General features: G+C 65.3%; 14 protein-coding genes. 6 read left to right on the top strand and 8 right to left on the bottom strand.

All coding sequences use genetic code 11. The features are described 5' to 3' along the window. Positions 1–14: 14 nt before the first annotated feature. Positions 15–503, bottom strand: coding sequence for a glutathione peroxidase (locus tag AC5Y42_RS06755; RefSeq protein WP_499896717.1), 489 nt, complete (start codon positions 501–503; stop codon positions 15–17). A gap of 63 nt (positions 504–566) precedes the next feature. Between AC5Y42_RS06755 and AC5Y42_RS06760 the strand changes: the two genes are divergently transcribed. Continuing rightward, the gene (locus tag AC5Y42_RS06760) at positions 567–2,027 is read left to right on the top strand and encodes a DHA2 family efflux MFS transporter permease subunit (protein WP_499896718.1); all 1,461 of its coding nucleotides are present in this window, start codon (positions 567–569) and stop codon (positions 2,025–2,027) included. A 28-nt stretch (positions 2,028–2,055) separates the two neighbouring features. Here AC5Y42_RS06760 and AC5Y42_RS06765 read toward each other — a convergent pair whose 3' ends face one another. Both AC5Y42_RS06765 and AC5Y42_RS06770 read right to left on the bottom strand, forming a co-directional pair. Then, positions 2,056–4,206 carry a S9 family peptidase gene (locus tag AC5Y42_RS06765; protein WP_499896720.1) on the bottom strand — a complete coding sequence of 717 codons (2,151 nt, stop codon included), beginning with the start codon at positions 4,204–4,206 and terminating at the stop codon, positions 2,056–2,058. Beyond that, entirely contained in the window at positions 4,203–5,096 is an 894-nt protein-coding gene (locus AC5Y42_RS06770; RefSeq protein ID WP_499896722.1) for a phosphoribosylaminoimidazolesuccinocarboxamide synthase, read from the bottom strand. Before AC5Y42_RS06770 ends, AC5Y42_RS06765 begins: the two co-directional genes overlap by 4 nt. Positions 5,097–5,312: 216 nt before the next feature. Here AC5Y42_RS06770 and AC5Y42_RS06775 point away from each other — a divergent pair, with 216 nt between their 5' ends. Continuing rightward, positions 5,313–5,927: a hypothetical protein gene (locus tag AC5Y42_RS06775; protein WP_499896724.1), complete on the top strand. Its 615-nt coding sequence runs from the start codon at positions 5,313–5,315 to the stop codon at positions 5,925–5,927. Here the strand turns inward: AC5Y42_RS06775 and AC5Y42_RS06780 are convergent. The 3 genes from AC5Y42_RS06780 to purB are packed head-to-tail and all read right to left on the bottom strand — an operon-like array spanning position 5,914 to position 9,571. Next, on the bottom strand, positions 5,914–6,915 hold the full coding sequence (locus AC5Y42_RS06780; protein WP_499896725.1) for a tellurite resistance/C4-dicarboxylate transporter family protein: 1,002 nt from the start codon (positions 6,913–6,915) through the stop codon (positions 5,914–5,916). The genes AC5Y42_RS06775 and AC5Y42_RS06780 overlap by 14 nt on opposite strands. After that, positions 6,912–8,162, bottom strand: a complete 1,251-nt coding sequence (locus AC5Y42_RS06785) for a cytochrome P450 (protein ID WP_499896726.1) — start codon at positions 8,160–8,162, stop codon at positions 6,912–6,914. Before AC5Y42_RS06785 ends, AC5Y42_RS06780 begins: the two co-directional genes overlap by 4 nt. Then, entirely contained in the window at positions 8,159–9,571 is a 1,413-nt protein-coding gene (gene purB / locus AC5Y42_RS06790) for an adenylosuccinate lyase (protein WP_499896727.1), read from the bottom strand. Before purB ends, AC5Y42_RS06785 begins: the two co-directional genes overlap by 4 nt. Before the next feature lie 22 nt (positions 9,572–9,593). Here purB and AC5Y42_RS06795 point away from each other — a divergent pair, with 22 nt between their 5' ends. Genes AC5Y42_RS06795 through AC5Y42_RS06805 form a run of 3 tightly spaced genes read left to right on the top strand, consistent with a single transcriptional unit; the run spans position 9,594 to position 12,656 of the window. After that, positions 9,594–10,463: a DUF429 domain-containing protein gene (locus tag AC5Y42_RS06795; protein ID WP_499896728.1), complete on the top strand. Its 870-nt coding sequence runs from the start codon at positions 9,594–9,596 to the stop codon at positions 10,461–10,463. Between the two features lie 55 nt (positions 10,464–10,518). Beyond that, on the top strand, positions 10,519–11,913 hold the full coding sequence (locus tag AC5Y42_RS06800; RefSeq protein WP_499896729.1) for an FAD-dependent oxidoreductase: 1,395 nt from the start codon (positions 10,519–10,521) through the stop codon (positions 11,911–11,913). Beyond that, positions 11,910–12,656 carry an alpha/beta fold hydrolase gene (locus AC5Y42_RS06805; RefSeq protein ID WP_499896731.1) on the top strand — a complete coding sequence of 249 codons (747 nt, stop codon included), beginning with the start codon at positions 11,910–11,912 and terminating at the stop codon, positions 12,654–12,656. Before AC5Y42_RS06800 ends, AC5Y42_RS06805 begins: the two co-directional genes overlap by 4 nt. Positions 12,657–12,663: 7 nt before the next feature. On the opposite strand, the gene AC5Y42_RS06810 is transcribed toward AC5Y42_RS06805, so the two are convergent. Beyond that, on the bottom strand, positions 12,664–14,040 hold the full coding sequence (locus AC5Y42_RS06810) for an APC family permease (protein WP_499896812.1): 1,377 nt from the start codon (positions 14,038–14,040) through the stop codon (positions 12,664–12,666). Positions 14,041–14,131: 91 nt separating this feature from the next. Continuing rightward, positions 14,132–14,761 (bottom strand): TetR/AcrR family transcriptional regulator, encoded by a 630-nt coding sequence (locus tag AC5Y42_RS06815; RefSeq protein ID WP_499896732.1) that lies wholly within the window; start codon positions 14,759–14,761, stop codon positions 14,132–14,134. 140 nt (positions 14,762–14,901) lie between these two features. Here AC5Y42_RS06815 and AC5Y42_RS06820 point away from each other — a divergent pair, with 140 nt between their 5' ends. After that, entirely contained in the window at positions 14,902–15,810 is a 909-nt protein-coding gene (locus AC5Y42_RS06820) for an alpha/beta hydrolase-fold protein (protein ID WP_499896733.1), read from the top strand. Positions 15,811–15,865: the final 55 nt, after the last annotated feature.

The following is a 15,865-nucleotide window of genomic DNA, read 5'->3' on the forward strand; positions in this document are numbered from 1 at the left end:
CGGTGAAATGCCAGCTAACTCGGCAGCACGGCTTCGATGGCCTCGATCACCTCCGGCGCATCGGGCGCCGTGCGTGGCCGGAACCGATTGACTACGGCTCCGCCGGGCGCGATGAGGAACTTTTCGAAGTTCCACTGCACATCGCCCGCCTCTCCGGCGGCGTCGGACGTCTTGGTCAGTTCGGTGAACAGCGGATGCCGACCAGGTCCGTTGACCTCGGTTTTGGCGAGCAGCGGAAACGTCACACCGTAGTTGGTGGAGCAAAAGGTTTGGATTTCTCCGGCGGTGCCGGGTTCTTGGCCCATGAACTGGTTGCAGGGCACCCCGATCACCGTCAGTCCGCGCTCGGCGTAGTCCTGGGCCAGTTTTTGAAGTGCGCTGTATTGCGGGGTCAGGCCGCATTTCGAGGCAACGTTGACTACGAGCACGGCGCGATCGGCATATTCGGCCAGCGACGTGGGGCGATCGTCGAGAGTGGTCAACGGGATTTCGGTCAGCGTCATGCTGCGAGACTACGTCAGCATCCGCAAAGTAGGTTGGTCATCTAGCTAGTTGTCGTTACGCTGGTGTCCGTGCTGCGCTCCCGCCAGTCGACCAGCAACGAACCCAGCTATCCGGACAGGCTCGACTCGGGCCTGCTGCGGATAGCCGGTGTGTGCGCCGTGGCTGTGGTGATGGCGATCATGGACGCCACAGTCGTGGGGGTTGCGCAGCGCACGTTCATCACCGCGTTCGGGTCCACCCAGGCCGTTGTCGCCTGGACGATGACCGGCTACACGCTGGCGTTGGCCACGGTGATCCCGCTGGCCGGCTGGGCCGCCGACCGATTTGGCACTAAGCGGCCGTTCATGGCGTCGGTACTGGCGTTCACAGTGGGCTCATTGTTGTGTGCACTGGCGCCAAACATCAGTGTGCTCATCGTATTTCGCGTGCTACAAGGGCTCGGCGGCGGCATGTTGATGCCGCTGGCCGTGACCATCTTGAGCCGCGAGGCAGGTCCGAAGCGGATCGGCCGTCTGATGGCGGTGTTGGGTATTCCAATGCTGCTCGGCCCGATCGCCGGACCGATTCTTGGTGGTTGGCTAATTGACACGTACAGCTGGGAGTGGATTTTCGGGATCAACGTGCCAATCGGTTTGGCCGCATTCGCTCTGGCTGCGATGGTCTTTCCACCGGATCGCGCGACCCCGTCGGAGGCTTTCGACGTGATCGGCATGCTGCTGCTGTCGCCGGGTCTGGCCGGCCTGCTGTATGGGGTGTCGTCCATCCCGGGTCGCGGCACGGTCGTTGACGAGCACGTGTGGATACCGGTAGCGGTCGGCCTAGTGATGATCACTGGGTTCGTTCTGCATGCGCTGTACCGGACGGACCACCCGCTGATCGATCTGCGGCTGCTCAAGAATCGCGAGGTCACCGCTGCCAACTCTACGTTGTTGTTCACCGCGGCAGCTCTTTTCGGCGCCGGACTGCTCCTGCCGAGCTGCTTTCAGCAGATGTTGCTCCAGACGCCGCTGCAGTCGGGAGTGCACATGATCCCGGAGCGGTTGGGTGCGTTGATCGCCATGCCGATCGCCGGAGTGTTGCTGGACAAGCGCGGCCCGCACAAGATCGTGCTGGCCGGCATCACGCTGATCGGTGCCGGCATGGCCATCTTTGCCTATGGCGTCTCGACGCAGGCCAGCTACCTACCCGTGCTGCTGACGGCACTGACGCTGATGGGCATGGGTCTGGGTTGCACGACGATGCCGCTCGTGGCGGCGGCCGTACAATGCCTGACCCCGCACCAGATTGCGCGCGGTTCGGCGCTGGTGCACGTCAATCTCCAAGTGGCGGCGTCGATCAGCACCGCCCTGATGTCGGTGATACTCACCAACCAATTCAATGCCAGCGATAACGTTTCACACGCTTATACCGCGGTGTTCGTCGTGGCCGCCGCGATGGCTTTGTTGGCGTATATCCCCGCGGCGTTTCTGCCCAAGAAGCCGATCGCCGCGGTAGCCGACCGGCCAGCGACGATGGCTCACTGACCTCGGCTAGTGCCCGCGTCGCACGCGTCTACCCGTGCGCACCGCTGAGCAGGTCGTCTACCTGGCCGCCGCCATAGTGGTCATGATCTGCGGCAGCCAGCAGCCAGGCGTACTGGAATGCGACTTCCTTCCACCGCTCGTAACGGCCGCTGATACCGCCGTGGCCGGCGTTCATCTGAGTTTTCAGCAACACCGGATTGCCGTCGGACTTGGCGTGCCGCAACGCCGCAACCCATTTCGCCGGCTCCACGTAATAGACTCGGGTGTCGTTCAGCGAAGTCATGGCGAGGATGGCCGGATACTGCTTTTTATCGACGTTCTCGTAGGGCGAGTAGGCCTTCATATAGGAGTAGACGGCTTTGTCCTGCAACGGGTTTCCCCATTCGTCCCACTCGGTGACGGTCAACGGCAACGACGGGTCCAACATGGTCGTCAGCGGGTCGACGAAAGGCACCACTGCCAGGATGCCGGCGAACAGATCCGGTTCCTGATTTGCCACCGCGCCCATCAGCAGTCCACCTGCGCTGCCGCCCATTGCCACCAGGCTCTGCGGTTGAGTCAGCCCGGAGTCAACCAGATGTCTGGCCACCGCAACGAAATCGGTGAAGGTATTCTTCTTTTGCAGTAGCTTGCCGTGTTCGTACCACAGCCGGCCCATTTCACCGCCGCCGCGGACATGGGCGACGGCGAACACCATGCCCCGGTCCAGGAGGGACAGCCGCGCGATCCCAAACTGCGGATCTTGACAGATCTCGTAGGCGCCATACCCGTACAACACTGTCGCAGAAGGGAATTCGATGTCGGTCCGGTGCACGATCGACACCGGAATTCGGGTGCCGTCGTCCGCCAGTGCCCAATCGCGTCGTTCGACGTAATCCTCGCGCCGGAAGTCGCCAAGCACGGGTTGTTCGCGCAGCAATGTGCGCTCTCCGGTGGCCAGGTCGAGGTCGTAGATCTGCACCGGCGTGACAAACGATCCGGCACCGATACGCAGCTTCGGCGAATTCCAGGCCGGGTTGGGCCCAAGACCTGATGACATCAGCTCCGAGTCGAACGAAATTTCTTCGGGACGGCCATAAACGCCGTCGTCGCCGATGGGCCACAACTGGACCCGCGGCAGCGCCTCGCGTCGGTAGCTGAGCACCAAATGGCGTTCCAGGGCATCCACGGCGTCGAGTCGGACGTCATCCCGGTGGCCGATGAGCGTGCGCTTCGCTGCTGGATCGCTGACCGGTGTCTCGACGAGCGTGAAGTTCACCGCGTCTTCGTTGTGCAGGATCAAAAACCGATCCTCACCACCGACGACGGCGTGCTCCACCGAGTATTCGACGCCGTCCCGGCGCGGCCATACGGTAACGAATTCGGCCTGAGGATCGGCGGCGTCGGCGTAGCGGACCTCCGATGTGATCGCCGATCCGGCGGCAATCAACACGTAGGCATCGCTGCGGGTGCGGCCCACCGCCAGCCAGAACCGTTCGTCCGCTTCGTGATAGACCTTAGCGGCGGGCAGGCCCGACCCGATTCGATGCCGCCACACCGTGTCCGGACGCCAGGCCGCATCCACGGTGACGTAGTACACGGTGCGGTTATCGGTCGCCCAAGTCGCTCCTGCGCCGATTTCGACAATCTCGTCGGAATACCGCTCGCCTGTTCGTAAATCTTTGAATCGCAGGGTATAGCGCTCGTCGCCGACGATATCGACGGAATACGCCAGGACGTTGCCGTCGGGGCTGACACTGGCGGCACCCAACGCGAAGAAGTCGTGGCCGTCGGCCTCGACGTTCTCGTCGAGCAATATCTGCTCGCCAGAAATTTCGGTGTGCTCGTCGAACACGGGCGGCGTCCAGTCGTCCGGATCGGTGACCGGGCAACGGCAGTGCACGCCGTATTGCTTGCCTTCGAAGCTGCGGGCGTAATACCACCACTGGCCACGCCGGGTAGGCACCGACAGGTCGGTCTCCTTGGTACGTGCCTTGATCTCGTCGAAAATGCGCTGCCGCAATGGTTCCAGCTGGGCGGTCGACTGGTCGGCGTAGTCGTTCTCCGCCTCCAGGTAAGAAATCACGTCTGGATTGGCCTTGTCACGCAGCCATTCGTATGGATCGACGAACACGTCGCCGTGGAATTCCCGTCGACTCTCGACCCGGTTGGCGACCGGCGGCGCCGGCGTAGCGGTCACGCTCCCGGCCCGATCCAGTCGTCGAACCGCAGTCCGGAAATCCGTTGGTAGGCATCGACGTAGCGGTCGCGCGTGGCTTCGATGATATCGTCCGGTAGCGGCGGCGGTGGCTGCGAGCCCGTACGGTCCCAGCCGGACTCGGGACCGGTGAGCCAGTTGCGGACGAACTGCTTGTCAAAGCTGGTCTGCACCAGCCCGGGCCGGTAGTCGCCAGCCGGCCAGTAACGTGACGAATCCGGAGTGAAAACCTCGTCGGCGAGCACCAGGTCGCCCTGATTGTCGATACCGAACTCGAATTTAGTGTCGGCGATGATGATTCCCTTCGTCAGGGCGTGGTCGGCAGCCTGCACATAGGTCTGCAGCGTACGGTCGCGCAGTTGGTTGGCCCGCACCGCACCCACCATCTCGGTCATCCGCGCGAACGAGATGTTCTCGTCATGCTGGCCCAGCTCGGCCTTGGTCGCCGGGGTGAACAACGGCGTGGGAAACTTGCTGGCCTCCACCAGACCCGGTGGCAGCGGGATACCGCAGAGGCTGCCGCTGGCCTGGTAATCCAGCAAGCCCGAGCCGGTCAAGTAACCGCGGGCCACACACTCCACCGGAAGCATCGTCAACTCGCGCACCACCAAAGCGCGGCCGAGAACCTCGTCGGGAATCCGCGGATCGTCCGGCGGGCCGGCCAGGTGATTGGGCGCCTCGACGAAATCGAAGAAGAACACGCTCATTGCGGTCAGGATGCGACCCTTGTCCGGAATCGTGCTGTCGAGCACGTAGTCGAACGCCGAAATCCGGTCGGTCGCGACGAACAACAGGTGCTCGGCGTCGATGCGGTAAAGCTCACGGACTTTGCCGCTGGCCAGATGCCGGTAGTCGGACAGGGCGGGACGCATCGGGTCAGCTTAATGGCGATCGCAAGCGCGGCGGAGCCGGGCGCAGCGGGTCGCCATCATCAGATCAAGCGGCGATCGCAAGCGCGGCGGAGCCGGGCGCAGCGGGTCGCCATCATCAGATCAAGCGGCGATCGCAAGCACGGCGAAGCCGGGCGCACTACGCCGGCGCGCGATTATCGGGCAGCTGATCACTGCTGCTGTGCTGGGATCAGGGCTATGAAATCGAGGTTCGTACCTTACGCCACCACGCCTGCGCGACTGCTGGGGCAGTTGTTCAGCGATGCTGTCGTCGTTGTGTGGACTGCCGTATGGGTATTCGTCGGCTTGGCCGTGCACAGTGCGGTGTCGACGATCGCCGAGGTGGGACGGCAGGTCGAAGATGGCGCACGCGGAGTCGCCGGCAACCTGTCGTCAGCAGGCCATAACGCCGACCGCGTTCCGCTCATCGGAGACGCCCTCAGCAAGCCGCTCACCGCAGCCAGCAAGCCGGCCCTGGACATTGCCGCCGCCGGACACAACCTGGACACCACCGCCACCTGGTTGGCCGTCGTTCTGGCGCTCGCAGTGGCGGCGCCACCGATTTTCGCAGTGGTGATGCCTTGGCTGGTGTTGCGGTTGCGGTTTTTCCGTCGCAAATGGACGGTGAGCGTACTGGCTGCCACACCCGCCGGCGAACAGCTCCTCGCGTTGCGGGCATTGGCGAATCGGCCGCTGCGCAGGCTCAGCGCCGTCAGCGCCGATCCGGTCGGCGCGTGGCGGCGCGAGGATCCCGCGGCCATTCGCGGCCTGGCTGCTCTTGAGCTGCGGTCGGCAGGGGTCAGGGTTCGCTAGCTCTGGACGCGCTGCCGATTCGCAGCAATCCGGCGACGACGACGATCCACCAGACGCCGAATGCATTCCAGAAGAACACCAACGAAACTGTGTGCAGAGCCCGCAGCTGTAACTCGACTGCCATTGCGTCAGTGGCGGCGGAGTACATGCCCAGTGGAAATACCAGCGTCCACCACACCCCGGTGAATTGCAGGACCTCCGGACGCTGACTGATGCGATGCAAACCGAAATAGATCAGCGGTGGTATCCACAGGGTGGCCGCCACCCAGGTCACCACCGTGACCGTGCGGACACCGCCGGCCAGCCAATGCGGGGCCTGCTGATGGATGTAGTCACCGGCCAGCGTCGCGATCGCCAAGCCGCCCATCAGGATCCAGGTGTCGGGCTCGAACCCGTCGCGGTCCTGTCGCTCGGCAACTGCGCGCCAAAGCATCAGGCAGGTCATCAAGCAGTAGATGGCGATCGCCACCAGCCAAATCGGTAGGGCAACCATCAACCACCAGCCGTCGCCGGTGTGATAAGCCGCCTGAGCGGCGACAATCGCCAACCCGGACGACCCGACGCTGGCCAGCTCCCACGCGCCGTGTACTCGGTCGCGTAGGGCTGCCCAGCCTTGCCCGGTCATATTCCGCGCGGTGAGCACGATCAACACCAGCCACGACACCGAGGCGATCGCGCCGAGTACCCGCACCACAATCGGATGGGACACCACCCGGGAGTCCAACACCGCACACGCCGCGACGAACGTGAACAATCGCAGCGTGATATCCGGATCGCGCAGATCCCACGGTACGAGTTGGCGTTTGGCGACGACGCCGATGACCACCAGCATGACGAGTACCAACAGGCCGAGCGACGCGAGGATGCCCAATGTTCCGCTGACCCACGGGTAGTGATGGTTGCGTGCGGCGATAGACAAGATCCCAGTAGCCATCACCGCCGAGAAGACGTCCGGCGTCAGCGTGACGGCACTGAGTCGAATTCTCACCCAGCACCGAGTAGTTTCACCACCAAGTGGCGGATGCCGGTATGGCGGTTGCTACGAGTCCATTCGACGGGTGCGACGAGCTGCACGCCGTCGAAGCGCGTCATCAGTTCCTCGAACAACACTCGCAATTCCAGCCGGGCCAAATTGGTTCCCAGACAATAGTGCACACCCTGACCAAAGCCTAAGTGGGGGTTGGGTTTACGCGTGATGTCAAATTCGTCGGCGTGGTCGAATACGGCGGCGTCGCGGTTAGCCGAACCCTCCCAGATCTGAACTTTCTGACCGGCCGAGATCGACTGTCCGCCGAGCACGACATCGCAGGTGGCGGTGCGTCGTTTGGACGGCGACGGTGACGTCCACCGAATTATCTCCTCCACCGCCGTCGGCAGCATGCCCAAATCCGCACGCAGTGCCTCCAATTGGTCCGGATGATCGGCCAGCGCCAGCAGCCCACCGGCGACCGCATTGCGCGTCGTCTCTGCGCCCGCACTGAACAGCAGACTGAAGAACAAATACACTTCGAGGTCCGACAAAGCCGGCCCCCCTTCAGACTCGTCCAACTCCGCGTTTGCCACCACCGACAACATGTCGTCGGTTGGCTGGGCGCGCTTCGCGGCGATCAACTCCTGCCCGTAGGTGTACATCCGCGACCCGGCCTCCTCGACCGAGAGTTGCGAAAGGGACGCCTTGCGAGCACCGCCGAAGTCGAACTGCGGCTCGATCGCCTCGAAGAGCCAATGCCGGTCGGACTCAGGCACTCCCAGCAAAATGCAGATCATCTGCATGGGCAGTTCGGCAGCGATGTCCACCACGAAGTCGAACGGCTCTCCCGGTACCACCGCGTCCAGCAACCGGCGCGCCCGGCCGCGCAGGTCATCCTCGACGCGACGGATCATCCGGGGCGTCAGACCGGAGCTGACCAGTCGCCGAACATGCGAATGTCGCGGATCATCCATCATGTTGAGCACCTGGCCCGCGATGGCCAGGTCCTGCAATAGTGTGCCGCCGAACGGCCGCTTCCCACCGGTCACCGACGAGAACGTCTCTGGAGCACGCAGCACGGCAAGCGTTTCCGGGTAAGCCGCCACCGACCAAAAGCCCTCACCGTCAGGGGTGTGCTCGGTGGGCTCATGCCAGTACACTGGCGCTTCTCGCCGATGGACAGCGAACATTTCGTGCGGAAAGCCGTTCGCGAAGTTGTCCAGATCGGTGAAGTCGATTCCCGAGAGGGCGCCGGCGAAAGTCACAGGATTGCACCGGGCGTGTACTTGGCCGCCTCCGGGTAGCGCGCGACGAGTGCCTCCACCGCTGCGACCACTGCGTCGACCTGATCGCCGGCGGCGCCGGTGAACGCCTGTTTGTCGGCCAGCGCGGCGTCGATCGCGGCGCGGTCCAGCGGCAACCGTGGATCTGCCGCCAGCCGGGCGAGCAGATCGGGGTCGGCGCCTTCCCGCATCGCCAGCGCAGCCGCAACCGCGTGCTCGCGGATCGCCTCGTGCGCGGCTTCCCGTCCCATTCCGGCGCGCACCGCCGCGATCAGCACCTTGGTGGTGGCCAGAAACGGAAGGTAGCGGTCCAGCTCCCGGCCGATCACCGCTGGGTATGCGCCGAACTCGTCGAGCACGGTCAGCAGTGTCTCGATCTGCCCATCGACGGCGAAGAAGCTGTCCGACAACGCCACTCGGCGCACCACCGAGCAGAACACGTCACCCTCGTTCCACTGCGCGCCGGCGAGTTCGGCGGCCATCGAGGCGTAGCCGCGCAGCACCACTTGCAGGCCGTTGACCCGTTCACAACTGCGGGTGTTCATTTTGTGTGGCATCGCCGAGGACCCGACCTGCCCCGGCGCAAAGCCCTCGGTGACCAGATCGTGCCCGGCCATCAACCGGATGGTGTGCGCCAGTGACGACGGGCCTGCGCCGAGCTGTACCAGCGCCGAGACCACTTCGTGGTCCAACGACCGCGGATACACCTGGCCGACGCTGCTCAACACCGTTGTGAATCCGAGGTATTCGGCGATGCGCTGTTCGAGTGCGGCCAGTTTCGCTCGGTCGCCGAGCAGGTCGAGCATGTCCTGGGCGGTGCCCATCGGACCCTTGATGCCGCGTAGCGGGTAGCGGTCGATCAGCTCGCGCAGCCTCGTCAACGCCAGCAATGTCTCCTGTGCGGCCGAGGCGAACCGTTTGCCCAATGTGGTCGCCTGGGCGGCGACGTTGTGGCTGCGTCCGGCCATCACCAAATCGCGGTACGCCACCGCCCGCTCGGCCAGCCGCGCCACCACCGCGACGCCATGGCAGAACACGAGTTCCATCGACCGGCGGATCTGAAGTTGCTCGACGTTCTCGGTCAGGTCGCGGCTGGTCATGCCTTTGTGCACGTGTTCATGGCCGGCTAGCGCGTTGAACTCCTCGATGCGGGCTTTGACATCGTGGCGGGTCACCCGCTCGCGAGCCGCGATTGAGGCCAGGTCGACGTCGTCGAGCGCCCGTTCGTAGTTGGCGAGCGCCTGTTCGGGGACCGGCACGCCCAGCTCCGTCTGGGCACGCAGCACCGCCAGCCACAGCCTCCGCTCGGCGACAACCTTGGCCTCCGGCGACCAGATCGACACCATCTCGGCGCTGGCATACCGGGCGGCCAGCACATTCGGGATGTTCACAACGTCACAGCTTACGGTCGCAATGCGGCAAGCTGAGCGGATGTACTTCGTCGGTGTCGACCTTGCCTGGGGGGAAATCAACCAGAGCGGCGTTGCCGTCGTCGACGCCGACGGCCGGCTTCTGCATGTCGGGGTGGCGCAGGACGACGCCAGCATCCAGAACGCGCTGTCGCCCTACGTCGGCGACGAGTGCTTGGTCGCCATCGATGCGCCGCTGATCGTGAAGAACCCGGCCGGCCACCGCCCGTGTGAGAAAGCGCTCAACCGCGATTTCCAGAAGTTCGAAGCGGGTGCACGGCCGGCGTACACCCGCAGGCCCGAGTTCGCCCGAGGCCCCCGCGGCGCAAGGCTGGCCGACGGGCTCGCCCTCGATATGGACCCGCGCACCCAGGCGAGCCGGCGAGCCATCGAGGTATACCCGCACCCGGCGACCGTGGTGCTTTTCGGCCTGGATCGGACGCTGAAGTACAAGCGAGGCGCCTTCGATAGTCGTCAGCGCTATTTGCTGCAGCTGATGACGCTGATCGAAGGGCTGGACGTCGCGACGCCGCGACTGCGGGTCAACCATCACGTCGCCTGGGTCGAGCTGCGCAACCGGGTGACCGCGGCAACGCGGCCGGTACAGCTGGACGGGGCCGAGGACGCCGTCGACGCCGTCGTGTGTGCCTACATCGCGCTGTACTGGTATCAGCGCCCCGAGGACGTGACGATCTACGGCGATTTCACGACGGGCTACATCGTCACGCCGTCGCTTCCACCCGAACTCGCGGCGCCGGAGCGCACGCCCGACCCCGACATGGAACAGCGGCTCGCGCGGGTCACCGCCCTGCTCGAGGAAGCACAACTCGAGTTGGCTGCCCTGCGTGTGCTGGCCGGTAACCGGCACCCGTAATTGGAGTAGCGCACTACCCTAGGCCGGCCCGCCGCACGGGCCGCAGACTGCGCACATGCCGAAACTGGGTGAACATGCGGTCGTACTCGGGGCGAGCATGGGCGGTTTGCTCGCCGCCAGGGTGCTTTCGGATTTTTACCGCACGGTGACGGTAGTCGAGCGAGACGTGTTGCCGGACGACCCCGCCAACAGACGAGGGGTGCCGCAGGGACGCCACGTTCACGCCCTGCTGGCGCGCGGCGCGCAGATTCTCGACGAGCTGTTCCCGGGGCTGCTCGACGAGCTGGTCACCGACGGCGCCCCAGTGTGGAACGACGGGGATCTCACCAGGTTCTACGCGTCGTTCGGCGGCCACGAGCTGGCCCGGACCGGGGTGCTGCCCATCGATCCGAAAACCCAGGCGATGTACCTGGCCAGCAGGCCGTTTCTGGAATGTCATGTCCGGCGGCGGCTGCAGGCGACCCAAGGCGTGACAATCCTGGCCGGCCATGAGGTCACCGGGTTGACGTCGACGGCGGATCACACCCAAATCACCGGCGCGCGGGTGATCGACCGCGACAACGACACCGCACGGGAGTTGACCGCAGACCTCGTCGTGGACGCCATGGGCCGCGGCGGCCATACGCCGGGTTTCCTGAAAAGCCTGGGCTACGACCGCCCAGTCGAGGAGCACATCGTCATGCGGACGACCTACGTCAGCCAGTTGCTGCGAATCCCGCCGGGCACGCTCCGCGAGATGCTGGTCAATATCAGCCCCACGCCGGGCCGGCCGACCGGGATGTTCCTGACCGGCTACGAGCACGACACCTGGATCTTCACGGTCTTCGGGATGTCCGGGAAAGAGCCGCCTCGCGACCTGGCGGGCATGCTGTCGTTCGCCGCTGAGTACACACCCGAGCACCTGTTGGCGGCGGTGCGGGCCGGTGAACCGATCGGCGAGGTGGCCCGCCACCGGATGCCGTCGAGCCAGTGGCGACGCTACGACAAGATGCGGCGCTGGCCCGCCGGTCTGCTGGTGTGCGGTGACGCCATCTGCAGCTTCAACCCGATATACGGGCAGGGCATGACGGTCTCGGCGTTGGATGCGATCGCGCTTCGGGACTGTTTACGCCGCGGCCCCACCGACTTGCCTCGGCGATATTTCCGCGCCGCGGCGAAAGCGATTGGCCTGGCCTGGATGTTGGCGGCCGGTTCCGACCTGGCGTTTCCAGAGGTGGAGGGACGCCGAACGCTGTCGATGCGGGTCGGTAATCGACTTGCTGATCGGATACTGGCTGCCTGCGAGACCGACCGGGCAGTAGGTGCCCAGTTCTTCAAGGTCAACGCCCTCGTCGACCCACCGATCAAGCTGTTGAACCCTGGGTTCGTCTACCGGGTAGCTGCCGCCAATCTGCGCCGCCGGCAACGCGATACACAACGTCAACTTGTCGATGCAGAATTGCCGCTATGAGTGTTGTTCTGGTGCATGGCAACCCGGAGACCCCGGCAATCTGGGGCCCGCTGATCGATGCCCTAGGCCGCGACGACGTGGTGTGCCTGTCGCCGCCCGGGTTCGGCGCTCCGCTGCCCGACGGCTTTCCCGCCACGTACCTGACGTACCGGGACTGGCTTGAAGAACAGCTGGCCGAATTCGACGAACCGGTCGATCTGGTCGGTCACGACTGGGGTGGCGGTCATGTGGTGAATCTGGTGATGCACCGGCCCGAGCTGGTGCGCAGCTGGGCCAGCGATGTCGTCGGGCTCTTCGATCCCGATTACGTCTGGCATGACCTGGCCCAGGTGTGGCAGACCGCGGACGAGGGAGAAAAGCTGGTCGACACCATGCTCGGCAGCACTGTGCAGGAACGGATCGACCAACTCGACGCGCTCGGCATACCGGGCGACATCGCCAGCTCGATAGCGGCCGCCCAGGATGAACAGATGGGTCGGGCGATCCTGCTGTTGTACCGTTCGGCGCGCCAGCCGGCGATGGCCGAGGCGGGGCGCGGGCTGGAAGCCGCCGCTGCCCGGCCGGGCCTGTCACTGCTGGCCACCGATGACCCGTACGTCGGTTCCGACGACCTGCGGCGGCGGTCGGCGGACCGTGCGGGTGCCCGCACCGAGGTGCTCGACGGGCTGGGGCACTGGTGGATGGTTCAGGATCCGGCGCGCGGCGCGGCGGCGCTTGCCCGGTTCTGGGATTCGCTGTCGTGATCCAGCCTTAATCCGGCGCGTCGGCCAGGTGCGCGGCGTCGGTGATGCCCGCATCGCGAATGCCGAACTGACGCTTGACGACAACGGTGAGCAGCGACAGCACGACCCCGCTCATGACCAAGATGCCGGCCAGCAGGTACTCCTGGCCTTCCCGACCGGACAGCGGCGTCACCAGATATAGCGAGGCCGCAAATCCGATGACTGGCAACGCCGTCGGCGTCTTGAAGTGGCGCCGATTTCGGCGGACATCGCGGCGCAACACCAGCACCGCGACATTGACCGTCGCGAACACCGCCAGCAACAGCAGCGACGTAGTGCCGCCGAGGACCTCGATCGCGTCGGTGTTGGCGACCGCGGTGACATAGAGGATCAGCGCGAAGGCGATCGCCGTGGTGAACAGGATCGCCACCCACGGCGCCCGCTTGGTCGGGCTCACGACGCCCAGCACGGGGGGCAAAACCTGCTGCCGCGACATCCCGTAGATCAACCGGCTGGCCATGAGCATGCTGATCAGCGCAGTGTTGGACACCGCAATCATCGAGATGAACGGCAGGATGGTTTTGATCGGCAGCCCCGGCGCCCCGATACCGACGACATCGATCAACGGAGTATCGCTAACTTTCAGCTCCCCGACCGGCACCAACGCCACGGAGATGATCGCCACGACGATGTAGACGATGCCGGCGATGCTCAGCGCGGACAGCAGGACCTTCGGGAAAGTCCGCACCGGGTTCTTGATTTCTTCGGCCATGTTGACCGAGTCCTCGAAGCCCGTCATGGCGAAAAACGCCAACGAGGTCGCGGTCGTGACGGCCAGAAACACGTTCTTGTCGGTGGCGGTGTCGAACGCGACCACCCGCGCGAAGTCGACGTGCTGGCCCGCACCGAACGCCCACAGCCCGACGAGGATCACCAGAACCAGCCCGGTGATTTCGATGCTGGCCAACACGACGTTGAGCTTGACGCTTTCTCCCACGCCACGCAGGTTCACCGCGGCCAGCGCCGCCATGAACAGCAACGCGACCACAACGACACCCACCGAACCCCAGCCGATATGGAATGCGACAACAAAGTTGGCGGCGAAAAACCGCGATGCCATCGATGCGGACGTAATTCCCGCGCACATCACGACAAAGGCCACCAGAAACGTCACGAACTGATTGCCGAACGCCTTCTGCGCATACAGCGCCGCGCCCGCGGCCTGCGGATATTTGGTCACCAACTCCAGATAGCTCAAGGCAGTCACGGCGGCGATCAAGAATGCCAGCAGAAACGGAACCCACGCTGCCCCACCGACTTCGGCCGCCACATCGCCGATCAGCGCATACACGCCGGCACCCAAGATGTCACCCAGGATGAAGAACAGCAGCTGCGGCGGCCCCATCACGCGGCGCAAGTGCGGCTGGCGCCCGAAAGCCGCAGGCACATCCGCGGCGCCTCCCGGAAACCGGCCGGCCACCGTAACCGGTGCAGGGTCAGATCTGCACTGGCCGAAGTTCGAACGGCGCCAAGACATCGATGACGTCCATTACGGTCGCCCTGGCGGCAGCCCGCGGGTCCTGCTGGTCGTCAACCAGGGCGGAGACCACAGCGCCGTCGACGGCACAAATCAACGCCGACACCAGCTCGAGTCGCACCAATCGTCCCGACCGTTCGATGGCGTCCGCGACGGCGTCGACGCGTTGACGCAGGTTTCGACGCTGGATATCGCGCAGCGCCGGGAGCCGGGCGCAGGCGATGTAGCGCTCGTAGCGCGAGATCAGCTGTTCGATCAGCCGCGGGCCGGTTTCGTCGCCCACGAGCAGATCGACGAGGACGTCGGCGGTGGTCTCCGGGCCGCGGCGACGCCGGGACAGGCTCGCCACCCGGGCCCGCAACTGGGCCACCTCCAACATCCCGACGTGCGAGACCGCACTGGCGATCAGGTCGTCGAGGCAGGAGAAGTAGTAGGTGGTCGACGCCAGTGGCAGACCCGCCCGTTGCGCGACAGCCCGGTGGCGCACCGCTTCAAAGCCGCCTTCGCACAGCAGCTCGGCGGCTGCGCTGATCAGCGCGTACCGCCGGCGTTCCCCCTTAGGAGTGACTGCTGCCGTCACGCTTGACATGCTGCCAGGCAGGCAGGGGCAGCATTGCCCTTTCGGGCAAACGACCGCCCCCTTGGCAGCGCACCGACGTCGAGGAGCGGCGCACTTTATCGCGCCGACGACGATGCAGAGCGAAGCGATGAGGAGGAGCGGCGCACTTTATGATGTCCGGCATGCCGGACCTGAGCCGTCGTGCGGTGCTGCGCCTCGGGGCCAACGCGATCGCCGGCGCCGTCGGTGCCTATGCGTTGGGCACGCTGTTTCCGGCACAGCCGTCGGTGGCCGCACCGGCGCCGATGACCGGCCGCGGCGTTCCGTTGGTTCCGCCGCCACTGGAACCGGCGCCCGCGCCGGTCGCCGCCCCGACGATGGCGACCGGTTCGTTCGTGTCAGCGGCGCGCGGCGGGGTGACGACCAACTGGGCGATCGCACGTCCGCCGGGCCAGACCAAGGCCCTGCGACCGGTGATCGCGCTGCACGGCAAGGGCAGTGACGCCGCCACCGTGATGGCCGGCGGGGTCGAGCAGGGCCTGGCTCAAGCCGTCGACGCCGGCCTGCCACCGTTTGCGGTGGTCGCGGTCGACGGCGGCGGAAGTTATTGGCACAAAAGGGCTTCCGGCGAAGACTCGGGCGCCATGGTGTTGAACGAACTCATCCCGATGCTGGACAAGCAAGGGTTGGATACCTCACGCGTGGCGTTCCTGGGCTGGTCGATGGGAGGCTATGGCGCGCTGCTGCTCGGCGGCCGGCTCGGACCGGGGCGTACCGCGGCGATCTGCGCAGTGAGCCCGGCACTGTGGCTCTCGCCGGGGGCGACCGCGCCGGGCGCCTTCGACGGCGCCGACGACTGGTCGGCCAATTCGGTATTCGGAATGCCTGCGCTGGCGTCGATTCCGATCCGGGTGGACTGCGGCAACAGCGATCCGTTCTACGCAGCTACCAAGCAGTTCGTGGCGCAGTTGCCCAATCCGCCGGCGGGCGGCTTCTCGCCGGGCGGGCACGACGCATCGTTCTGGAGCGCGCAACTACCCGCCGAGCTGACCTGGATGGCACCGCTGCTGACGGCATAGCGGCGTTTCCGAGGCGTCCTCGCATCGAGAGTGAATCCTTGGCGACGACACGCCG

Source organism: Mycobacterium sp. NGS48, from assembly GCF_059812585.1.